Below are 22,321 nucleotides of genomic sequence, written 5' to 3' on the forward strand. Positions count from 1 at the left end.
CCTCCTTTTACCGAGCAGTGCTACTCTTTCACCGCACGGTAGAGCGGCAGGTAAAGGGCATCTGCCAGGGCGGAGAAGCGGAGGGCGGAGTTAGCCCCTTTCTGGTTACCCTCGTTAAACAGCGCTTCAAAGTTGGGCCATTGGCGGGCGAGGTAGGCGCTTTGCGCTACTTCGCCGGTTTGAAAGCGCCCGCCTTCATAGGTGCTTGCCGCTGCGCTAAAGGCGTCGCTATCGGCGGTGCTGTCCACCGTTCCCTCTTTACTCAGCCAGGCAAACGCTGCCTGGGGGGCAAGTGGCAGCGGCATGGTCATTCCTTCTTTCCAGCACTGCAAAATAGTCGCTAGATGGCCCTGGGCGGTATCCGCTGCTAGCGGTTCAAAGCGCGCATGGCCTGCCTTGGAAAGCAGCTGTGTGGTCATCGGCGACACCGCATTGGCAGCCAGGTGGGCCACCCAAGGGCGGAGTAGATGCTGCCAACGGTACTGCCCTCGACCACGCGCATTACTAATCAAGCTGTTTCTCACCAGCAGCAGGCGGCAGCGCTTGCCGCTCTCATCCGTGCGCAGTTCGTTAATCCAGTCGTTGACCGAAAGTTCGTGGGCGTTAAATGCGACCGCTTGAGGGGCTTCCACGGCGACGGGCCACTCTTCGAGCGCTTTCCGATAGGCATCAAACAGCGCCTGCATGGGCTCGGCCAGCGATTCGCTCATGCGCTCGCCAAAAGCGCCTACCGCTAGCACGCCTTGGCCCTTGATGCGCTCAAGCGCGGCAAACATGGCGTCTTCACGCGGCTCGCCGTTGTCTACCGCATGGCGCTGGGCGGCAATCAGTTGGTCCTGCAGTTGCCAGTGTTGTAGGCCGTTAAGCACAAACGGCTCGACGTCTAACTGGGTCAGCACTTCCTGCTCAAAATACACGCCCAGGCGAGTGTTGAAGAACGCCTTGGCCGGTTCACGCAGAAAACTGCCTAGCTGGGCAAGCGTCAGTGGGACATCCTGGTTAAATTCGAGCAGGGCGCTTTGCTGTTTATTTGGGTTTTCCTGTGAGGCGAGCAGCGCGTGCTGTTCGTGGGCATCGCGCCATTCATGTACATAGGTAAAGAGCCGGGCCTGGGAGGCTGAACTGCCGGGCTGGGCAAAATAGCGATGGCTAAACGGTTGTAGCGGGTGCTCGGTGGTCAGCGCTTCAATCAGTGGCTCGTCAGCCTGGTGTTGGCTTACCCAGCCTGCCGCCAAGTGATCGCGCAGTTGGCCGACCAGCACGGAAGGCGGCATGGGGTTGTTGTCGATCTGGCTGCGGCCCACCCAACTGATATAGAGCTGCTGGCGCGCCGACAGCAGCGCCTCCAGAAACAGGTAGCGGTCATCCTCCCGGCGCGAGCGGTCGCCGGGGCGGTAGTCGCTGCCCATCAGGTCAAAATCCAGCGGCGGTTGGGAGCGTGGGTATTCGCCGTCGTTCATGCCCAGCAAACACACCCGCTTGAAGGGAATGGCGCGCATCGGCATTAACGTGGCGAAGTTGACCGCTCCGACTAAAAAGCGCTGAGAAAGGCTGTGCTCATCAATTTGCGAGAGCCAGTGTTCACGCACCATGGAAAGCGGCAAATCATCATTCAATTTGGCCTCTTCGGTGCTGTGGAACAACTGCTGAAGCGCGCCTTCCAGCTTGGTCAGCATCACGCTCTCTGCAGCGTCATCGGTAAGAAAGTAGGTTTCCAGCAGTTCACGCAGCCGAACAACCCAGTTGGCGGCGGTGGTCGGCTGGCAAAAAATCTCCCACGTGGTTTCCAGCTTCTCAAGCAGTGTTGCCAGCGGCCCGGCAAGCGAGGCTTCAAGCCCGCCGATGTCATCAAACGGCTCGATACCCTGCCACGCATCCGCCACGCCCACGGTGTAGCCCAACAGTAAACGGCGCAGGCCAAACGCCCAGGTGTTCTGGCTTAAGCCCTGGGGCAAATCAAGCCGGGTGCGCTGCTGGGCGTTTAAGCCCCAGCGGATGCCCGCACCCTCAATCCAGCGGTTTAGTGTGGGCAAATCGCGCTCTTCAATGCCAAAGCGAGCGCGCAGGGCGGGCACGTCTAACAGGTCGAGCAGGTCGCTCACTGAGAGGCGCAGCTCGGGCAGGCGCAAGAGCTTTTCCAGCGCAATCATCAGCGGCAGGCGGTGGCGGCTGGCCTGGTCTGAAAGGGTGTAGGGAATATAGCGCGGGTCGTCGCGGCCAAGCGTGCGGTAGCTTGAGCGGTACTGACCAAACACCGCTTCAATATGCGGCGCGTAGCGGTCAATGTCCGGCACCATAACGATGATATCTCGCGGGCGCAGCTCGGGGTCGGCGCTGAACGCAGCCAGCAGCTGGTCGTGAAGAATCTCCACTTCGCGCTGGGGGCCGTGGGCGATATGAAACACAATGGAGTCGTCGTGGGTTGCATCAACCGCAGGCCAGGTCGTTTGGGTTTCGGCCACTGGGCGCAGCTCGCGAATATCATCCTGAAGCTGGCTGAGCAGGCAGGCGTGTTCGGGCGTGCTGAACGGCTCGAACATATCAATACGCAGCGCCTGTTGCTCAAACAGGGTTTGGTAGTTGCCCGCATCGTCATGCTCATCCAGCAGGCGCAGATAGTCACGCCCCTGCTTGCCCCAGGCTGCCAACAGCGGTTGGGCATGCAGATGCAGCGCGCTATCTACATCGCCGTCGCCGAGTACGTCCAGCGCTTCGGGCATGCCCGTTTTACGCTGTTGGCGGTAGCGGTTGGCGCGCAATAAATCCTTGTGTTCGATGATGTCCGCCCAGTAATACTGGCAGGGGTTATGCACGCACAGCACAATTTGGCAGCAGCGCGAAAGTGCTGCCAGGGCTTCCAGCGTTTGCTGGGGCAGCGAGGAAATCCCAAAAATAATCAGCCGACGCGGCAACCCCGGCGGGCACGCCTGGCCTTCCAGCTGTTCGGCAACCTCTAAAAAGCGGCTATGCACTTGGGCACGGCTGCTATTAAGCCCGGCCTCGCCCTGGGAGGCGGCAACATCATCACGCAGGGCGCGCCACAGCTCCGGCTGCCAGCGCTGGTGTTCATCCAGCGGGCGCGCTTCGCCGCGTGCAGTAATGAGTACATCTTCGCCCCGTGCCCAGGCGTCTAGCCAGTCGGCGCGGTACACTTGGTATTGGTCGAATAAATCCGCCAGGCGCTCGGCCAGTTGATAGTGCTTGCGCTGGTCGCGGTCGGTTTCCAAAAAGCGCGCCAATGGGGCAAAGGCGGGCTTCTCAGCGAGGCTGGGCAGTAAGCGCAGCAAGCGCCATACCAGGCGCGACTTATCAAACGGTGAGGTTTCAGGCACCGCCTGGGCATCACCGGTAATATGCGTTAACACCGTGCGGTAGGCCTGCCATAAAAAGCGCGCAGGCAGGGTAACGTTCAGCGCCGCCGCAATGCCCGCGCCGCCCTGTGCCGGGTCTTCCGCCAGTGCCAGCTTCAACCACTGCCCGATGCCGTTGCTCTGCACCAGAATCGTCTCGTTCTCAAGCGGCCCTAACGGATGAAGGCGCATCCACTCAACCGCTAACCCGCGCAGGTCTTCCAGGCGGTTGGCATGCACCACCATAAAACCCGGCGTAAGAGGCGATGTATTGGCAAGCAATGAGGGTGACGACATGCGGCGATATTTCCTTCAAGGCGGTAGCGATAAGGCACAGTGCTTAAGACACGTACTTAAGACTACTATGGTGCCATAAGTTAAACGTCTTTAGTGGGTGCTATCGATAGGAACTTTTGCAGCTTATGGGTTATCATAAGTGATAACTTTAGGGGCTGTTTAATGCAATGGCAGATTGATTTCTATCCTGGTGTTGAAAGCGACATCCTTGGTATGCCGCCAAAAATTCAGGCCAGGATGCTTCGGTTGTTAGAAATGGTTGAGCAGCATGGGGCGAACTTGGGTCCGCCGCATACGGAAGCGATGGGAGACGGTCTCTTTGAGATAAGGGCAAAAGCCAAAGAGGGTATAGGGCGCTCCTTATTTTGTTACGTACAGGGCCAGCGGATAGTTGTTCTCCATGTCTTTGTTAAAAAGAGCCAAAAAACGCCTCGCCAAGCGTTAGCACTAGCCCGGTCCAGACAGCGTGAGGTACAGCCGTGATGAATTTAAAAGCATTGAAAGAACAGGCGCTCCAGAATTCTGAGGTTAACGCTGAGTACGAGCGGTTGGCGCCTGAATTTGAATTAGCCAACACGCTTATTTCCATGCGTCAGCGTGCGGGCCTTACTCAGGAAGAGCTGGCTCAGCGATTACATACTCAGAAAAGCAATATCAGTCGGTTAGAACGTGGTGACAGTAATCCTGGCTGGAAAACACTGCAGCGTTATGCTCAAGCGTGTGGGTTTGATCTGTCTGTCCTGCCTCGACCCCATAAAGCAGCTGTTTAGCTTAAATAGATAACCATGTGTTTTTCATCTTCTCTTGCGCGCAAGCCAGGGTATCCCCAAGCTATGCAGATACTTTGAGTAAAGCCAAGAGGACTTCCCCATGACCGATACACCAAACCATACTCGCCGCCATTCCGCCCCGGTGGTCGATGGCGTGGGTAAAGCCGCCAGCCGTGCCATGCTGCGCGCAGTAGGATTTAACGACGCTGATTTCAAAAAGCCCCAAGTGGGCGTGGCCTCTACCTGGAGCATGGTGACGCCGTGCAACAGCCATATTGGTGAGCTTGCCGAGCAGGCCCGCGAGGGTGCCGATGCTGCAGGCGGTAAAGGTGTGGTCTTCAACACCATCACCATTTCCGACGGTATTGCCAATGGCACCGAGGGCATGAAGTACTCGATGGTCTCGCGGGAGGTGATCGCGGATTCCATTGAGACCGTTGCGGGCTGCGAAGGATTTGATGGCCTGGTGGCAATTGGCGGCTGCGACAAAAACATGCCGGGCTGCGTAATGGGGCTGGCACGTTTGAATCGCCCCAGCGTGTTTGTATACGGTGGCACCATCATGCCGGGCAAAGGGCACACCGATATCGTCTCGGTGTTCGAGGCCATGGGTGCTCACTCGCGGGGCGATATGGATTTGATTGAGCTCAAGCAGATCGAGGAAACCGCGATTCCTGGTCCCGGTTCGTGTGGCGGTATGTACACTGCCAATACCATGGCATCGGCCATTGAAGCGCTGGGCATGAGCCTGCCGGGCAGCTCGGCACAAAACGCCATTTCCCAGGAAAAACGTGACGACTGTAAAGCGGCGGGCGAGGCGGTGCTTGAGCTGCTGGCGCGGGATATCAAACCTTCCGATATCATGACCCGTAAGGCGTTTGAGAACGCGATTACCGTGGTGATTGCGTTAGGCGGCTCTACCAACGCGGTGCTGCATCTTATCGGCATGGCGCGCACTATCGATGTTGAGCTGACGCTTTCCGACTTTACCGAGATCGGTAAACGCGTGCCGGTAGTGGCAGATCTTCGCCCCAGCGGCCACTACATGATGAGCGAGCTTGTGGCGCTTGGCGGTATTCAGCCGCTGATGAAAAAACTGCTGGAAGCTGGCCTTCTACACGGCGACTGCCTGACGGTCACCGGGCAAACACTGGCGGAAAACCTGGCAGGCGTTGAAGCCTATCCGGATGACCAGAAAATTATCGCGCCGCTGGATAAGCCGATTAAAACCGAAAGCCATCTGCGGATTCTTTATGGCAACCTGGCGCCGGAAGGTGCGGTCGCTAAAATTTCCGGCAAAGAAGGCACGCGCTTCTCCGGCACGGCGCGGGTGTTTGGTTCTGAAGAAGAAGCTCAGGCGCGCATCAATGACGGCACCGTGGTGGCAGGCGATGTCGTGGTTATTCGCTACGAAGGCCCCAAAGGTGGCCCGGGTATGCGCGAAATGCTCACACCGACGTCGGCCATTATGGGGCGCGGCTTGGGCAACGACGTCGCGTTGATTACCGATGGCCGCTTTTCAGGCGGTAGCCACGGTTTTGTGGTCGGCCACGTAGCACCGGAAGCCTTTGATGGCGGCCCGCTGGCGCTGGTGAAAAATGGCGATCTCATCACCATCGATGCCGAAGCGGACACTATCGAAGTGCAGCTAAGCGATGAAGAATTGGCAACCCGCCGTGCTGCGTGGCAACAGCCCGCACCGCGCTATACCCGCGGCGTGTTGGCCAAATATGCACGGCTGGTAAGCTCAGCAAGCACCGGTGCCGTTACCGACCAAAGCGAGTAAGTGACGCTGGCGGCCCGGCCATTCGCGCCGGGCCGTCGTTACGGAACACGCCTATATGCGGTTTGGTGGCGTGCGACGATACGTTTACCGAATTTTGTAGCGCGTGGTAAGCGCCAGCGCACCCGCGGATGCAGCGCGAAGCGGTGCCGGGGTTAGGTGGCACGGCCCGGGCGGCTGGCGCCGCCATTCGCGGGTGCCTTGCCGTTCGTTCCTCACGGCGCGTTACCGCGCGCTACGATGTGTGCAGCCATTTGGGGTGGTTCTCGTAGCGCGTGGTAAGCGCAGCGCACCCGCGGATGCAGCGCGAAGCGGTGCCGGGGTTAGGTGACACGGCCCGGGCGGCTGGCGCCGCCATTCGCGGGTGCCTTGCCGTTCGTTCCTCACGGCGCGTTACCGCGCGCTACGATGTGTGCAGCCACCTGAGGGGATTCTTGTAGCGCGTGGTAAGCGCCAGCGCACCCGCGGGAGCAGCGCGAAGCGGTGCCGGAGTTAGGTGACACGGCCCGGGCGGCTTGTCATCACTGCGTAAAATGCAGCGGGTATCGTGGGCACTTTCTATTACGCAAAAGAGCCTTCCGCTATGGCTGAAGAGAACAATTTACGCACGCGCGTCAGCGAAGTCTTTAGGGTTTTTCTATGGCTTGGTCTGACCTCCTTTGGTGGGCCAGTGGCGCATCTGGGCTATTTTCGGGCTGAGTTTGTGGAGCGCCGCCGTTGGCTTTCGGAGGCTGCCTATGCGGACCTGGTCGCGCTTTGCCAGTTTTTGCCAGGACCCGCCAGCAGCCAGGTGGGTTTTGCGCTTGGGCTAATGCGCGCGGGCCCTTGGGGAGCTGCGATGGCGTGGCTGGCCTTTACGCTGCCTTCTGCCATTGTGCTGGTGCTGTTTGCGTTCGGGGCGACGGTGCTGGATGGCCCGATTGTCAGCCGTATTATTCATGGCTTGAAGATAGTGGCTGTGGCCATTGTGGCCCATGCGGTATGGGGGATGGCGCGTAACCTGTGCCCGGATAAAACCCGCACGGGCATTGCGCTACTGGCCGTGTTCACGGTGTTGTTGGTCAGCGGGCCGCTAGGGCAGGTGGGCGCCATTGTGTTCGGTGGCTTGGCGGGGTTCCTGCTATGCCGCGAAGCCGTGACTGCCATGCCAAGCGAAACACTCCACTTTGCTGTGTCGCGCTCAGTTGGGGTTATCGCACTGGGGCTGTTCGCTGGGCTACTGATTGGGTTGCCGTTGCTTGCGGGAAGTGCGGTTTGGCTTGATATTGCCGATGCCTTTTATCGTTCAGGCGCGCTGGTATTTGGCGGTGGGCATGTGGTACTGCCGCTATTACAAGCGGAAGTGGTGGAGTCAGGCTGGATAACGCCGGATGCGTTTTTAACCGGTTACGGAGCGGCACAGGCCGTGCCGGGGCCGCTGTTTACCTTTGCCGCATACCTTGGGGCGTTACTGCCCGGCATTAATGGCCTTGTTGGGGCGCTAGTGGCCTTGCTGGCTATCTTCATACCAGGGTTTTTACTGCTGGTGGGCGTGCTGCCATTCTGGAACCGCTTTCGCCAATGGGGAAGTGCTCAAGCGTTGATGCGTGGTGCCAATGCCGCAGTGGTGGGGATTCTGGGCGCTGCACTTTACCAGCCGGTGTGGACCAGCGCGATTATCGGGCCGTATGAATTTGCCTTGGCGCTTAGCGGCTTTTTACTGCTTTCCGTGTGGAAGCTGTCTGCCTGGGCGGTTGTGGTTGTGATTGCACTGGGCGGTCTTTTGATACCGGTTTAGTAGATAATGAGCCAAAACCATACAAAAACGCCTCGCTTAAGCGAGGCGTTCGTGATTTAAAGGGCTAATGGCTGCTCCTATGGCGCCTCCAGCTCTAACGTGCGGCGCAGAACATTGAGCTCGTCAATGTTCAGGTGCTCAAGCCTGCCGGCGAGCAAGTCGCTAATCTTCTGTACTGGAAGCCCTGCCTGGCGGGCAATTTCCCGGCTTCCTAGATCTGATACTGCAATTAAACGCGTGATAATGCGCATTAGGCGCGTGCGTTTTTCTAATTCCCTGACATCGAGGTCAGGGCTGCTTCGCGGAGGATCCAGCGTTTCTGCGTGAGCAGTTGAGTATGCCGTACTCATGAGACTCCATCAGTCTGAAATGACAAGGACACAATGCCGCCAACGCAGGTGCATTTCAATATTTAATTTGATGAAAATTTCGCGACACTTGCGAACACCCGCTTGCGGCTTGGCTCTGGTAAACTATGCGCCTTATTTTAGCGTGCACGGCTGCTTCTGGCGTGCGGTACTTTATATATGGCCACTGGCCGGGGAGAAATGGCATGTCGTCGAATAGCGCACCCAAAGTGGGCGTCATTATGGGGTCCAAATCGGATTGGCCGGTGATGGAGCATGCGGTGACGATGCTGGAGCGCTTAGGCGTTGCTTATGAAACGCGCGTGGTCTCTGCCCACCGAACGCCTGACTTGCTGTTCGACTATGCTAAAAGCGCCGCTGAGCGTGGCCTGCAGGTGATTGTGGCCGGTGCTGGTGGCGCGGCCCACCTGCCCGGTATGGTGGCTTCACAAACGCCGCTGCCGGTGCTAGGTGTGCCGGTTGAATCCAAAGCGCTTAAAGGCCTTGATTCACTGCTCTCGATTGCGCAGATGCCGGGTGGTATCGCCGTAGGCACACTGGCGATTGGTAAGGCCGGTGCGACCAACGCGGGCCTGCTGGCCGCGCAGATTGTGGGTCTTCAGGACAGCGCTGTGCGTAACGCGGTTGAGGCCTTCCGTGCAGAGCAGACTCAACTAGTACTGGATAACCCGGACCCGCGCCCCGCGCCGGATGCTGAGTAAAAGGAGCCCCAATGAACTCTGGTACGACAAACATCGGCGTTTTAGGCGCAGGCCAACTGGGCCGTATGCTGGCGCTGGCGGGCTATCCGCTGGGCAATCGGTTTACGTTCCTGGATACCACGGGTAACCCAAGCGCAGGCATCGGCGAGGTCATTGTCGACCCGGATAATCAGCACTTGGCGGAGTTTCTCGCCAAGGTGGATGTCGTGACTTACGAGTTCGAGCATTTGCCGGTGACGCTTGTGCAGGAGATCGAGAAGCACAAGCCGGTGTATCCAAGTAGCCGAGCGATCGAGGTCTGCCAAAACCGGGTTGAAGAGAAAGCGCTGTTTGATCGCTTGAACATCCCGACGCCTGCTTACCGTGTGGTCGAGAGCGCAGAGCAGCTTGAAACCGCCGCCCGTGAACTTGGCTGCCCGGTCGTGGCAAAGTCCGTCACGGAAGGTTACGACGGTAAAGGTCAGGCGGTCCTAAAAGCCCCAGAAGAGGCGGCTGACGCTTGGCAAAGCATTGGCCATACGCAGTTGATCGTTGAAGCGTTTGTGGATTTTGTGCGCGAAGTGTCGATGATTGCTGTGCGCGGTCGCGATGGCGAGGTGGTTTTCTACCCCATGGCAGAGAACCAGCATGTAGGCGGCATTCTGCGTTACTCGGTGGCGCCGCTGCCGGACCTGGACGCCCAGGTGCAGCAAACGGCTGATACGTATATTCGTGCGCTGCTGGATGAGCTGGATTACGTGGGCGTGCTGGCGCTTGAACTCTTCCAAACCCGCGATGGCAGCCTGCTGGCTAACGAAATGGCGCCACGCGTGCATAACTCCGGCCATTGGACGATGGATGGTGCGGTTACCAGCCAGTTCGAGAACCATCTACGGGCGGTTCAAGGATTGCCGCTTGGCAGCACAGCGGCCATTGCGCCCACCTGTATGGTTAATGTGATTGGCCAGGAAGGTGACAACGTGGCCATGCTCAAGCTTGCCAATACCCACCTGCACCGCTACGACAAGGCCGAGCGGGCAGGGCGCAAGCTGGCCCACGTTAACGTGGTAGCCGCTACCCACGCTGAACTGCTGGAAAAGGTGCGCGCCTGCCAGGCACTGATACCCGATGCCCCGGCGGTTGAGTGGAGTTTTGAGCGCTCATTATAGATAAGCGTTAATAAGTCACTGAAAAGGCGCCCCACGCCGTGGGGCGCCTTTTTTAATTCCGGTTTTAAGCTCTTTTTTAAGACCGTTTTAAGCTCTGTTTAAAGTCCTGCGAACCCGCTTGGACGTTTACCAACCCAGCACAATACGCCCGCTCAGCAGTAGCCACAGCGCGATTAACGCAAAGTGCCCTGGGTACCAGGCCAGCCACAGCCTGCGTGGCATGGCAAACGCTACCGCAGGAACGCGTTGAGCCAGGCCAGCAGCCAGTATCAGGACCACGACACAGGTTCCCACGGTAAACGATTTCGCCATATCCGAGGCGTTCATTTGTCCGGCAACCCAGAGTACGGGAAAGGCGGCCAAGCCTGCCCAAAGTCGCGCCTGAAAATGGGTGCCCGCTTGGCTAAGTGAATGCATGGCAAACATGAATAGTGGAATCAGCAGCAGACCGTTGTGGCCGTACTCCACCCAGAAACCGAGCAGGTACCACACCGTGACGCCCACCGCTGTGCCCAACAGCAGCCAACCAAACCCCAGCGTTTGCTGTTGGTAGTGCTGCCAGCCTTGGCGCGCCAGTGTGCCCAAGGCCAGGCCACTGGCCAGCGTAAAGCAGACGTTAAAAATCAACGCATCCGATGCGCGTGGCATCATCATATAGGGGAGTTGCGCTACCAGTCCGATAACCAGAATACGCCGTGAATAGCGCATTGGGTTACGGGTATTAAATAGCCCGTGCCAGGCGACCATGGCGGCAAACAGTGGAAAGGCAATCCGGCCAATAGAGGAGCCTGCCCAGCTAAAATCCCCAGGCAGTACATAGCGGGTAAGGTGGTCTACCGTCATGGTAATGAGCGCGAGCCACTGGCCCCAGCCTGTCCAGTAGGAAGACGGGCGTCGGTCGATGTCTGGTGTGGCGCTAAGGGTTGCTGCCATAAAACCTCCCTGTTTTTATGACTAAATTACGGTGATAGCGAAATGACGTTTCATCGCTATATGGGTTATATCAGCTATATGAACCATATCGGCTATATGCACATGGAGAATGATACAGAGACCCTTTCACGCTGACCTGGTTCATTCCAAGGGGCAGCGTGCTTGTTAATGGGCCTGCGTACCTGGTTTTTAAGCCGCTGATGAAAGGAGAAAAAAGGCAAGGGCATAAATAAATCACCCCGGCAAAGGCCAGGGTGATGGGGGCAGTCACTACGCTATATGATTACTCTTCGCCAAAATAGCGAGCGTGAATCTCATCGTAGGTGCCGTTTTCTTGAAGCGTTGCGAGGGCTTCGTTGAATTTTTCGGCAAGCGCTTCATCACGCTGGCGGAAGGCGATACCAAAGCCGTCACCAAAGTACTCTTTAGGCTCAGTGATTTTTTCGCCCACAATGGTGTAGTCAGCGTCTTCGTTTTCAACCAGCGTTGACTGGCCGATTGGGAAGTCGAGGAAGACGATATCCAGACGCTGCGCGTCCATGTCCAGCACCATATCATCGGCGGTGGAGTAGCGGCTGATATCGGCCACGCTGCCATAGTTATCGGTGACGTAGTTGTCCTGAAGTGTGCCGCGTTGAACGCCGATGGTCAGGCCTTCTAGGGTTTCTTCATTGGCTTCGTCGATACCCAGGTCGCTTGCGGCAAACCAGGCAGACGGCATGGTGATGTAGGGGTCAGAGAACAGCACCTGCTGGCGACGCTCATCGTTGATGGTCATGGAGGACATGACGGCGTCGTAGTTGCGTGACAGAAGGCCCGGAATAATGCCGTCCCACTCCTGCTCGATCCACTCGCAGGTCACGCCGATCTCTTCACACATGGCGTTGCCCAGCTCGATATCAAAACCGGTCAGGTCGCCTTCAGGGGTGCGGAATTCCATTGGGACATAAGGTACATCAACACCAATACGCACCTGATCATAATCACGTGCCTGGGCGGAAGAGGCCGCAGCAACAGCCAAACCAATTAAAGAAACTGATAGCAACTTTTTCATTATTTAACTCCGTTGTAAAACAGGTTCACCCGAGGTGATCCTCTTTAACGTAACCCAGGTTGGGGCCGGCGGAAAGAGGAAAACGCCCTGTGAACCAACGTTTGTTTGACGTTCGCTCGTCATCGAACCGTTTACTGGGTTTGTGGCTTTAAGTGCGCAAGTAATTTCTTCTCTAAAAAGCGGAAGAAAAACAGAATGGCAAACGTTAAGCACAGGTAAATAGCCGCGACAAACAGGAAGGGCTCAAACGGCGTATAGAACCGCGAATAGACATAGCGAGCCGCTCCGGTCAGGTCCATTAAGGTGACCACGCTGGCTATCGCGCTGGCATGAAGCATGAAAATCACTTCATTGCCGTAGGCGGGCAGAGCGCGACGAAATGCGCTGGGGATAATGATCCGGCGCATCATCAGGCTTTGGGACATGCCGTAAGCGCGTGCCGCTTCAATTTCACCCTTGGACGTTGCCTTGATAGCACCCCGGAAAATCTCTGTGGTATAAGCCGCCGTGTTAAGGGTGAAGGCGATCAGTGCAGGGTAGAAGGCCTCACGGAAGATCGGCCACAAAAAGCTTTCCTGGATGCCATCAAAAAACACCACGCCATAGTAAATAATATACAGTTGGACCAGCAGCGGCGTGCCACGAAACACGTAGGTATAGGCATACACGGGCAGGCTGATCCATTTACGCCGTGAGCTGCGCATAATGGCAAGCGGCACCGCCAGCACCAGCCCGATTACCAGCGACAGAAACACCAGCTGTGTGGTGGTGACAAGCCCTGTCCAGTAGTAGCCCATTGTAGTGGGGGTGAAGATCAGATTGCCGGACAAAAGGTCATTAAACCATGCGGAAATATCTAGCATGTCACTGCTCTCCAAAGCCGATGTCGTAGCGCTTTTGTAGCCGGGCAAAAATCCACTCGGAGACGCTGGCAATCAACAGATAGGCAACGGCTACAGGGATTAAAAACACAAACGGCTCATGAGTCGCTCGGGAGGCTTCAGCGGCCACGCGAACCATATCGGTCAGGCCGATTACCGAGACGAGCGCGGTGGTTTTCAGCAGCACCATCCAGTTATTGGAGAGCCCGGGCAGCGCATGGCGCATCATTTGCGGGAAACGAATGCGGCGAAAGACCAGTGCGCTGCTCATCCCGTAGGCTTTGCCTGCCTCAATTTGACCGTTATCGACGGCCATAAAAGCGCCCCGGAAGGTCTCGCCCATATAGGCACCAAAAATGAAGCCAATGGTCAGTACGCCCGCGGCAAAGGCGTTGAAATTAATGTAAATATCAATGTCGTAGCTGTAGTAAAGAATATCACTAATCGCGTTAACACCGATTTGGCCGCCGTAAAACAGCAGCATCATCAAGACAAGGTCTGGCACGCCGCGAATCAGCGTCGTGTAAACGGTTGCCGTGCCGTGCAATAGCCAGTGGCGCGACATCTTGGCTGTGGCGGTGAGAAGGCCTAGCGCGATGGCTAACAGTAGCGATAAAACCGCTAGTTGAACGGTGACCCCGGCACCTTCGATCAAACGGGGGCCGTACCCTTGCAAATCCAGCATGGTCGCCTCGCAGATCAGTAGTTAGGAGTAAGAAACTGTTTCAGTCGGGACGATTGGGGGTTGCCTAATACATCATCTGGCGCCCCGGCTTCCTCTACCAAGCCCTGGTGAAGATAGATCACCTTGCTTGAGACATCGCGAGCAAAACTCATCTCATGGGTAACCACCACCATGGTACGCCCTTCATTGGCCAGGTCGCGCATGACTTTCAGTACGTCGCCGACAAGCTCCGGGTCCAGCGCCGAGGTCGGCTCATCAAACAGCATAACCTCTGGGTTCATGGCCAGTGCCCGAGCAATCGCGCCGCGCTGCTGCTGGCCACCTGACATTTGCGCCGGGTAGGCGTTGGCGCGGGCGGTTAGCCCCACACGCTCAAGCAGCGCGTGGGCTTGTTCGATCGCCTCTTTTTTAGGAAGGCCGAGCACATGGATAGGCGCTTCAATTATATTTTCAAGCAGCGTCATGTGTGCCCAGAGATTGAAATTCTGAAACACCATGGAAAGCTTGGCACGCATTTGGACAACCTGTTTCCAATCGGCTGGCTCGCGTCCGTGCCGGGTCACCTTAAAGCGTATCGGGTCGCCGTGAAGGATAATCTCGCCCTCATCCGGCTGCTCTAACAGGTTCATACAGCGCAGAAAGGTACTTTTACCCGACCCTGAAGCGCCAATTAGCGTGATGACATCACCTTTTTGGGCTTCGAGTGAAAGGCCTTTCAGAACTTCCGTATCGCCGAAGCGCTTTTTAATATTACGCACTTCCAGGGGAGTAGCGGCCATAAACATAGGCTCCAGTACAAAGTTGCCGCGGTAGCAACGTGTTGAGGTAACGTAGGCTAAATGCGGCTGGCGCGAAAAAAGTGGCGATTCTATCAGGCTCAGCGAAAAATGCGTGCTTTCCTTATACGATAAATGTAGGAAGGTAGCCGTAAGTGATACGCGTGTGCCTCGATATTATCTCCATGTTGTTGTTATTAAATAACTATTAAACTTATTTTGCGGTTTGACTTGAGGAGTGAGCCGGGACCACCAAAAGCGCCGCCCGCGCACCCAACGCCACGTTGGCATTAGGAAATACGACATGTAGCGGCGTCTCGCCCACCACGAAATCGCCTGCCACGCTATCCTGGGCCAAACGCGTGCCGGGCTCAAAACGGCTGAAGTTGGGCATGTCAGCATCAACGTAGAGCGTAAAGTCCTCCGCTTGGCGCTTAAGCTCATGCTCTACCTGAAAGAATACCATGCTCGCGGGGTCTTGCTGGGCAGGCGTTTCGCCTTTGCTGAGCGACGTAAGCAGCGCGCCCATGGGGATTAGCGATGCCCTGTCATTTTGCCCGAAAGGGGCGACGCGGCCTAGCTCAAAAGTAAACGCTTGAGCGCCATGGTAATGCTTGCTGTAGTGCGAGAAGGTCCAGCTTGTCTGGTGTTGATGAAGCACGGCCTGCATGCCCGCAGCCGCAAGCCACTGCCACTGCTCCGGCAGGGTTGCAGTGTTAGCAAACGGCTCGACAACAAAAATCGGGTAGAGGCTTTCACGAATGGCGGTGTGCAAGTCGTAGTGCAACCTGGGCCGCGCGGCATGAGTTTCATAAAATTGGTCTACCGCAGCCATTAGTTCACGTGCGCGTTCTGGCTCCTCACCGCTGCCCGTTAAATTACGCTTAAAGAGGCGGTTAAGGTTGGTTGCTATAAACCGTTGCTGAGCGCGTAGGGCGGGGATATTACCAAGGATGACCAGTACGGGAGCACCCAGTGGGGTAGTGCCTGCTTCCAGGGCGCTTAGCCACTCACCGAGTAGTTCAACCGGGGCCGTTTCGTTGCCATGAATCGCCGCTGAAAAAACGCAGGCATAGGCCTCTGGCTGCGGCGTATGGGGGATAAGCTCCATAATGCCGGGGGCATGAAACCGATAAGTACCGCTTGGAAATTGGCCGCTACGCTGTACGGGAGGGTGCCCATCAAGGGTCCAGTCAAGCCAGTGATTCAGCATTATCGGCCTCTTGTTATTGGTTGGAAATTCACACGCTATCTTTAACATGCTCAAAAACGTGAGCAAGCATTAGCGTCGTGGTTATGAAAATGGCGGGCGCTCGAGTGTAAGACGGTACCTAAAACGCTCACGGTGAGTGGGCGTTTTAATAGGAAGGGCGCTTTGCCGCGCACTTTTAGGATTCAATGCGAGGAACCAGCCGCTGCTTTGTATCAGCGTAAGGTGAAAATCGAAGAGAGCAGGGGAAAACATTCGCTTTTCGCTGCTGCAGGCTAGGCTATGTTGTAGTCATTCCCTAACCGGAATGCCATTAACGTAGCTAAAACGCAGTCCAAAGGAGTAAGCAATGACAAAGGTACTGGTACTTTACTATTCCATGTATGGGCATGTTGATACTTTGGCCAAGGCCGTTGCAGAAGGGGCAAGGAAAGTTGAAGGCGTAGAGGTAACCGTTAAGCGAGTACCTGAAACCATGCCCGCAGATGCTTTCAAAAATGCCGGCGGTAAGCAGGATTACGATACGCCCGAAGCGACTCCCCAGGAACTGGCCGATTACGATGCGATTATTGTTGGTACCCCAACCCGCTTTGGCAATATGACCGGCCAAATGCGCACCTTTTTTGACCAAACCGGCGGCTTATGGGCTAACGGCACCTTGCGTGGCAAAGTGGCGAGTGTGTTTACCTCAACAGGTACCGGCGGTGGCGATGAGATGACGATTACCTCCACGTGGACGACGCTTGCCCACCACGGCATGGTGATTGTGCCCGTCGGTTATGGCATTGAAGAGCAGTTTGATATTTCCGAAGTCAGCGGCGGTAACCCTTACGGAGCGGCGACTTTGGCAGGTAGTGACGGCTCCCGCCAGCCAAGCGAGCGTGAACTGAAGCTTGCGCGCTTTCAGGGCGAGCACGTTGCAAAAATTGCTGCGAAGCTGGCGGAGTAACCAACCGCCAATAAAAAGCCACCCCGTCGATAATTATCTGCGGGGTGGCTTTCCTATGGCGAAGGGATTACTGGCTTAAACGTTTGGCAATCGCGCGGCCCAGGCTTTCCGTGGTGCCTTGGCCGCCAACATCACGGGTGACCACTTGGCTGTCACCTTCGCGAAGCACGTCTTCAATGGCCGTCACCATCGCATCAGCGGCTTCTTTATAGCCCAGGTGCTCAAGCATCATGGCACCAGACCAAATTTGACCAATTGGGTTGGCGATACCTTTGCCTGCAATATCCGGTGCGCTGCCGTGTACCGGTTCAAACAGGCTGGGGAATTTGCCTTCGGGGTTAATGTTGGCCGAAGGGGCAATGCCGATAGTGCCGGTACATGCTGGCCCCAGGTCGGAAAGGATATCGCCAAACAGGTTGCTGCCGACGACCACGTCAAACCAGTCCGGATGCAGTACAAAGTTGGCGGTCAGAATATCAATATGGAATTTATCGACATCAATCTCCGGATACTGCTTGGCCATTTCCAGCACGCGCTCGTCCCAGTAGGGCATGGTGATAGAGATACCGTTGGATTTGGTGGCCGAGGTGAGCTTTTTACGCGGGCGGGTTTGTGCCAGATCAAACGCGTACTTAAGCACGCGGTCAACACCTGTACGCGACATCACGGTTTCCTGGATGACAATTTCGCGCTCGGTGCCTTCAAACATCTTGCCGCCGATGCTTGAGTATTCGCCCTCGGTGTTTTCGCGCACCACGTAAAAGTCGATATCGCCCGGTTCACGCCCAGCAAGCGGGCTTTTAATACCGGGCATTAACTTGCAAGGGCGCAGGTTGATGTACTGGTCGAACTGGCGGCGAAACTGCAGCAGCGAGCCCCAAAGGGAAATATGGTCGGGCACTTTGTCGGGCCAGCCGACCGCGCCGTAAAACAGCGCATCGAACCCTTTTAGCTGTTCAAACCAGTCGTCCGGCATCATTTGGCCGTGCTCCAGGTAGTAGTCGCAGCTGCCAAATTCAAAGGTCGTGAACTCAAGGTCGATATTAAAGCGCTTGGCTGCGGCTTCAAGGGCGCGAATACCTTCGGGCATGACTTCGGTACCAATGCCGTCGCCAGCGATCACTGCAATACGGTGGGCCATTTGGATTCCTTGTTATTAAAAAAGATGAGCGATGAACGCAGTGTAGCCGCTATCTGAGTGATAATAATCAGGCTACTATTCAAGCTATTGTTGCCTGAAAGTGGAGAATCCATGTCGGCGCTAGACGATCTTGCATTTTTTCAGCAGTTAGCACGTGCAGGAAGTTTGACAGGAACGGCGCGTGAACTGGGGCTTTCGCTGTCGGCGGTGAGCAAGCGCTTAAAGCAGCTAGAGGCGCGGTTGGGCGTGGAGCTTGCCGCACGCACTACTCGGCGGCTGACACTCACGGCAGAAGGCGAACGTTATCTCTCCCGCGGGGCGCTGATTCTGGATGAGTTGGGGGAGCTTGAGAACTCTCTCAACGACACACATAAGCATGGGCTTAGCGGACGGCTGCGGGTTAATGCCACCTTTGGTTTTGGTCGGCAGCACATTGCGCCGCTGCTCTCCACCTTTTGTGCAATGCACCCAGCGGTTGAGGGATGGCTGGAGCTCACCAATTTCCCGCTTAACCTGAGCGATCACGGCTTTGATGTCGGTATACGGATTGGCGAGCCGCCGGATTCCCGTTTGATTGCTCGGCCAATTTTGCCCAATCGCCGAGTGCTGTGTGCTGCGCCTGGTTATATCGCCCGTATGGCACCATTGAGCGCGCCTGGCGACCTTGTGCGCCAGGCATGCCTGGTGATTCGTGAAAACGATACGGACTTTCCCCTTTGGCGTTTTGAGCGCTGTAATGACCCTGGGTGTGTTCAGTCAGTGAAGGTGAGTGGGCGGCTGGCCAGTAACGATGGAGAAGTCATAACTCGGTTGGCCCTGGACGGACACGGGATAATGATGCGCTCCTGGTGGGACGTAAACGAGCACTTGGCCAGTGGGGCGCTGGTGCCGCTGCTGCCTGAATGGCAGGGCGTGCGGGCCGACTTTTATGCGGTATTTGAGCAGCGCCGCCATGTGCCCACACGGTTACGCGCATTTATTGATCATGTGCAGCGTGACATAAGCGGGCGAGTACCGCCGCTGCCAAGCCTCGGCCTCGATGAACGACAGTGACCAGCTCATCACGCACTGACATGTTTGGTCAGAAACCATTGGATAAAACAAGTATCTTGTTAGGGACTCAGTTAACCCTGGGCGTGCGTGATGGGCGCTGAGTACGTGGCAAGGCCTTTGGCGAGGCGAGCACCGCGACTGGTGAGGGCCGCGGTGCATCCTTGCTACGTTACATGGTTGCGATGCGTTGGCATAAGATTCGCACTCATAATGTAAGCTGCGCTTTAATAATTGGCCAAGCGGGTTCGCCGTCGGTGTTCGTTACATCGGTAAGCATGGCTTCTACCCGCTTGGGGTGATTGCTGATCCACTCCTGGGCTACCTCGGAAAGCGCACGCTCGTCTTGGCCAAACGCCTGGATCATCCAGCTTTGTTCGTCAGCGGTGAAGCTGAACTGCTCAAAAAACGTAGTGATATTGGGGTTGGCTTCAGCATAGTCGGCGCGCAGCACGGTAAGTACATCACTTTCACCATTGTTTTCACCGAACAGATTGTCTGGATCCTCCAGGTAACGCATGGGTAGCTCAAGGTTCATCCAGTGAGGAGTCCAGCCGACCCAGACCACCGCTTGTTCACGCTCGATAGCATCGCGAGCGGCGGACAGCATGGCGATTTCGCTGGTATCAACCAGGCGCCAGTCACCCAGCTCCCAAGCGTCATTATCAATGGCGTCATGGAGAATTTCGCTGGCGGCCGAGCCGGCGCCAAAGCTGAGAATCTGACCGTTAAACAGGTCGCGGTTTTCGGCAAGGTCAGCAAAACTTTGAATGCCGCTCTCGTAAATATAGCTAGGCACCGCCAGCGTCATTTGCGCGCCGTCAACGTTGTTCGCCACATCAATCAGCACGCCTGACTCTTTGCGTGGGGTGAACATGTCACGCTGAGCAGGCAGCCAGGCGCCCAGAAATACATCGATATCACCGCTCTCCATACCCTGATAGATCACCTGCAGGCCAATTTCTTGCGCGCGGGTTTCATAACCCAGCGGGTTTAACAGCTGCTCGGCTATTTCCGTCTTTACGGTAATGCCAGGCCAAGCGGGAACACCAAAATCAAGTGTTTGATCATCGCCGTGCGTGGTGGATGCAAATGCAGCGGATAAGAGTGCTGTTGCTACCAAAGGCATGCTGGGTGAGAGGCGTAGGCAGGTTTTCATTTAGATCTCCTTGCTGAGTTTTTTATATCGCGCGGGAGCGGTTTATGAGTGGCGTGCCAACACACGCAGGCGAGAGGTGAGCATGTCGCGGTCTAAATACGTGCCCTGGAGGTGACGAGCGCCGCTATTGGGGTCGAATTCTCGTCGTCCATGGAGTACACGCCGATTATCAAAGGCCACCATTTGACCGGGGCGCAGCGTAAATTCCAACTGATGCGCTTCACTGTGGAAGAGCTGCCACAGCGTCCGATAGGCACGGTACCATGCGTTCATTTGTGAGGCGGGAAGATGAAGGGTATCCCGAATCCAGTTATTCAAGCGTATTTCTACCAGGTTGCCGCTGCTATCAAGGGTAATGACTGGGGCACGAACGGTAATATCGGTTGCCTCGTCCTGAAAACGAAAATCGATCGGGGTCTCACTCAGAATAGTCAGCGCGTTGGAGTCCTGGTGACGCAATGCGTTAACGACTCGGACACCGTCGGCAAACAGTGATTCGCCACCGCTGGCCTCATTTTTTAGGCAGTAAAGTAGCTGGATATCCGGTGGTTGCTGCCAGTTGGGCAAATCTATATGTAGGGGTAAACCTGCCGCCGTATACGCCGCATTATTAGGGTTAGGCTTTGAGCGTACATTAAAACGAGCGCCGAAATTAGTCGTGCGCAGTGGGCCAATGCGTTCCGCTAAACGGCTGACTTCTTCTTCCATCAATGGGGCTTCTGTAACCAGCGCTAAACCATCGCGTAGCAGGGCAGTAATCCAGGCTTTCTCACCCGCTGGGGTGAGGAGGTCAGCATGTAAAATGCGTTCAGGGAAAAAATTATCAACCCAAGGAGCCGACTTCGGAACAGGTGATGTCAGGCGCGTTTCCGGGCGGCGCTGATAGAGCCAGCCGCTGTGGAAGGCACTGGTATGTCCGTCCTTCCAGTGTAAATAGAGGTGCCCATTTTGCAGGCTAATATCGGGTGCTTCGTTAATGTCAGCCAGAGGAACATAGAGCCGCTCGCGTGTTTGCGGGTGGCGGCACTCAGGGCAGGCGCAGTGATCGCGCAGCCAAAGCAGTGGTAGCGTAGTAACGTCGCTGGTTTGCCATGTCAGCGTCACGCCTTCCTCGGTGAGCATCGCGTCGCTTAGTGATGGGCCTGAGTCGTAAGGGGTAAATTCGCCCATTTGGGGCGCCTGATGCGCTTCGGCGGCAAACACTGTACTCGTCATTTTTGCCTCTTTATGGTGATGAAAAACGCTTAAATTCGGCCACTTAGGATGCGCATTCGTCATGGCTCAAACAAATGATTAATATGGCCCCTAAGGCCTCGTTTTACTTATAGGTGGGTTTCCCATGAGTCAGTTACCGCCACTATTATGGCTGCAGGCGTTTGAGTCGGCGGCGCGAACGCTCAGCTTTACCGCGGCTGGAAATGAGTTGGCCGTTACCCAGGCGGCCATTAGTCAGCGAGTTCGGTTGTTGGAGGAGCGGTTGGGGCAAAAGCTCTTTGTGCGCCATGCGCGAAGCTTAACCCTCACGCCTGTTGGGCAAGCCTGGCTGCCCAGTATCAATGATGCTTTTTCGCGGATCAGCGAAGGAACGACTGAGGTGTTTGGCGCTACCAGTGGGCAGCCTGTGACATTAAGAGCCACGCCGATTCTCCAGCAATCCTGGCTGGCGCCGCGTTTGGCTGCTCTTTACCAGCACTGTCCACACATCTCCATTCGCCTGGTTAGCGCTATCTGGCCAGATGACTATGGGGCAGAGGGCGCCGATATCGAAATCCGTTATGGGCGAGGCGAATGGAGTGGCGTTGAAATGCACTCGTTAGGCGATGAACAACTGCTACCAGTGTGTTCTCCAACGCTTGCTGCAACGCTAACAACGCCTGCCGATTTAAGAGGGCACACGTTGCTTCACGCGGTAGGGTTTGGTGTCGGCTGGTCAGGCTGGCTGCAGGCGGCGGGCGTGGGTCACTTGGAAACGCAGTGTCGTTCTATAACATGCGATAACCAGGTGATGACGTTAGCGTTAGCTAGCCAAGGCGCAGGGGTAGCGCTCATTCATCGCCGTTTGTTGGAGCAGCGCAATGACCTGGTGACGCCGTTTCCGTCCATTAGTGTGCCAAGCGATGAGCAGTTCTGGCTGGTACGTCCCAGCCGCCGGCAGGTAGATGACGAAGCGGCCTTGGTCTGGGTGTGGTTAGCGAAGGATACTGACGCCACTTAGGGGTGTTTTAAGAATAAATACACCAATTTTCTTGCCATTTTGGTGCAGGCGTGAAGAATGAAGCGCCTCCGATA

20 protein-coding genes are annotated in these 22,321 nt (G+C 56.3%); 9 read left to right on the forward strand and 11 right to left on the reverse strand.

Annotated elements, in window-relative coordinates; all coding sequences use genetic code 11:
* Window positions 1-20: 20 nt before the first annotated feature.
* The gene (gene recC, locus ACT3R4_RS05300) at window positions 21-3,647 is read right to left on the reverse strand and encodes an exodeoxyribonuclease V subunit gamma (RefSeq protein WP_441679710.1); all 3,627 of its coding nucleotides are present in this window, start codon (window positions 3,645-3,647) and stop codon (window positions 21-23) included.
* A gap of 162 nt (window positions 3,648-3,809) precedes the next feature.
* On the opposite strand from recC, the gene ACT3R4_RS05305 reads away from it, so the two are divergent.
* The 4 genes from ACT3R4_RS05305 to chrA all read left to right on the forward strand — a co-directional run bounded on the left by ACT3R4_RS05305 (window position 3,810) and on the right by chrA (window position 7,977).
* A complete protein-coding gene (locus ACT3R4_RS05305) occupies window positions 3,810-4,130 on the forward strand; it encodes a type II toxin-antitoxin system RelE/ParE family toxin (RefSeq protein WP_172116059.1) in 321 nt (106 codons plus the stop codon).
* The gene (locus ACT3R4_RS05310) at window positions 4,130-4,417 is read left to right on the forward strand and encodes a helix-turn-helix domain-containing protein (protein WP_172116060.1); all 288 of its coding nucleotides are present in this window, start codon (window positions 4,130-4,132) and stop codon (window positions 4,415-4,417) included. Before ACT3R4_RS05305 ends, ACT3R4_RS05310 begins: the two co-directional genes overlap by 1 nt.
* Before the next feature lie 100 nt (window positions 4,418-4,517).
* Entirely contained in the window at window positions 4,518-6,203 is a 1,686-nt protein-coding gene (gene ilvD / locus ACT3R4_RS05315; protein ID WP_441679712.1) for a dihydroxy-acid dehydratase, read from the forward strand.
* A 580-nt stretch (window positions 6,204-6,783) separates the two neighbouring features.
* Window positions 6,784-7,977: a chromate efflux transporter gene (chrA, locus tag ACT3R4_RS05320; RefSeq protein ID WP_172116062.1), complete on the forward strand. Its 1,194-nt coding sequence runs from the start codon at window positions 6,784-6,786 to the stop codon at window positions 7,975-7,977.
* A gap of 77 nt (window positions 7,978-8,054) precedes the next feature.
* Here the strand turns inward: chrA and ACT3R4_RS05325 are convergent, their stop codons facing one another.
* A complete protein-coding gene (locus ACT3R4_RS05325) occupies window positions 8,055-8,327 on the reverse strand; it encodes an XRE family transcriptional regulator (RefSeq protein WP_018918645.1) in 273 nt (90 codons plus the stop codon).
* Window positions 8,328-8,530: 203 nt separating this feature from the next.
* Here ACT3R4_RS05325 and purE point away from each other — a divergent pair, with 203 nt between their 5' ends.
* Together purE and ACT3R4_RS05335 are read left to right on the forward strand one after the other, a co-directional pair.
* On the forward strand, window positions 8,531-9,046 hold the full coding sequence (gene purE, locus ACT3R4_RS05330; protein WP_087108461.1) for a 5-(carboxyamino)imidazole ribonucleotide mutase: 516 nt from the start codon (window positions 8,531-8,533) through the stop codon (window positions 9,044-9,046).
* A gap of 11 nt (window positions 9,047-9,057) precedes the next feature.
* Window positions 9,058-10,194: a 5-(carboxyamino)imidazole ribonucleotide synthase gene (locus ACT3R4_RS05335; RefSeq protein WP_087108464.1), complete on the forward strand. Its 1,137-nt coding sequence runs from the start codon at window positions 9,058-9,060 to the stop codon at window positions 10,192-10,194.
* Between the two features lie 126 nt (window positions 10,195-10,320).
* Here ACT3R4_RS05335 and ACT3R4_RS05340 read toward each other — a convergent pair whose 3' ends face one another.
* From ACT3R4_RS05340 to ACT3R4_RS05365, 6 genes are all read right to left on the reverse strand, one after another.
* On the reverse strand, window positions 10,321-11,127 hold the full coding sequence (locus ACT3R4_RS05340) for a TraX family protein (RefSeq protein ID WP_441678244.1): 807 nt from the start codon (window positions 11,125-11,127) through the stop codon (window positions 10,321-10,323).
* Between the two features lie 283 nt (window positions 11,128-11,410).
* Entirely contained in the window at window positions 11,411-12,181 is a 771-nt protein-coding gene (locus ACT3R4_RS05345) for a transporter substrate-binding domain-containing protein (protein WP_441678246.1), read from the reverse strand.
* Window positions 12,182-12,312: 131 nt separating this feature from the next.
* Window positions 12,313-13,044 carry an ABC transporter permease gene (locus ACT3R4_RS05350; protein WP_441678248.1) on the reverse strand — a complete coding sequence of 244 codons (732 nt, stop codon included), beginning with the start codon at window positions 13,042-13,044 and terminating at the stop codon, window positions 12,313-12,315.
* Window position 13,045: 1 nt separating this feature from the next.
* Entirely contained in the window at window positions 13,046-13,747 is a 702-nt protein-coding gene (locus ACT3R4_RS05355) for an ABC transporter permease (protein ID WP_087108472.1), read from the reverse strand.
* Between the two features lie 14 nt (window positions 13,748-13,761).
* Window positions 13,762-14,532: an ABC transporter ATP-binding protein gene (locus ACT3R4_RS05360; RefSeq protein ID WP_407647909.1), complete on the reverse strand. Its 771-nt coding sequence runs from the start codon at window positions 14,530-14,532 to the stop codon at window positions 13,762-13,764.
* A 205-nt stretch (window positions 14,533-14,737) separates the two neighbouring features.
* The gene (locus ACT3R4_RS05365; protein WP_441678250.1) at window positions 14,738-15,736 is read right to left on the reverse strand and encodes a succinylglutamate desuccinylase; all 999 of its coding nucleotides are present in this window, start codon (window positions 15,734-15,736) and stop codon (window positions 14,738-14,740) included.
* Between the two features lie 346 nt (window positions 15,737-16,082).
* On the opposite strand from ACT3R4_RS05365, the gene wrbA reads away from it, so the two are divergent.
* Window positions 16,083-16,682: an NAD(P)H:quinone oxidoreductase gene (wrbA, locus tag ACT3R4_RS05370; RefSeq protein WP_087108478.1), complete on the forward strand. Its 600-nt coding sequence runs from the start codon at window positions 16,083-16,085 to the stop codon at window positions 16,680-16,682.
* 67 nt (window positions 16,683-16,749) lie between these two features.
* Here wrbA and ACT3R4_RS05375 read toward each other — a convergent pair whose 3' ends face one another.
* Window positions 16,750-17,823, reverse strand: a complete 1,074-nt coding sequence (locus ACT3R4_RS05375; protein ID WP_193053912.1) for a tartrate dehydrogenase — start codon at window positions 17,821-17,823, stop codon at window positions 16,750-16,752.
* 111 nt (window positions 17,824-17,934) lie between these two features.
* Between ACT3R4_RS05375 and ACT3R4_RS05380 the strand changes: the two genes are divergently transcribed.
* A complete protein-coding gene (locus ACT3R4_RS05380; protein ID WP_441678252.1) occupies window positions 17,935-18,876 on the forward strand; it encodes a LysR family transcriptional regulator in 942 nt (313 codons plus the stop codon).
* Between the two features lie 205 nt (window positions 18,877-19,081).
* Here the strand turns inward: ACT3R4_RS05380 and ACT3R4_RS05385 are convergent, their stop codons facing one another.
* Together ACT3R4_RS05385 and ACT3R4_RS05390 are read right to left on the reverse strand one after the other, a co-directional pair.
* Window positions 19,082-20,032: an ABC transporter substrate-binding protein gene (locus ACT3R4_RS05385; protein WP_441678254.1), complete on the reverse strand. Its 951-nt coding sequence runs from the start codon at window positions 20,030-20,032 to the stop codon at window positions 19,082-19,084.
* 42 nt (window positions 20,033-20,074) lie between these two features.
* Complete coding sequence (locus ACT3R4_RS05390) at window positions 20,075-21,247, reverse strand: TauD/TfdA family dioxygenase (RefSeq protein ID WP_441678256.1); 1,173 nt, start codon at window positions 21,245-21,247, stop codon at window positions 20,075-20,077.
* 124 nt (window positions 21,248-21,371) lie between these two features.
* Here ACT3R4_RS05390 and ACT3R4_RS05395 point away from each other — a divergent pair, with 124 nt between their 5' ends.
* A complete protein-coding gene (locus tag ACT3R4_RS05395; RefSeq protein ID WP_192528204.1) occupies window positions 21,372-22,247 on the forward strand; it encodes a LysR substrate-binding domain-containing protein in 876 nt (291 codons plus the stop codon).
* Window positions 22,248-22,321 lie beyond the last annotated feature (74 nt).

This window comes from Halomonas sp. AOP7-E1-9 (assembly GCF_052376035.1).
GTDB classification, from domain to species: Bacteria; Pseudomonadota; Gammaproteobacteria; order Pseudomonadales; family Halomonadaceae; genus Vreelandella; species Vreelandella citrativorans.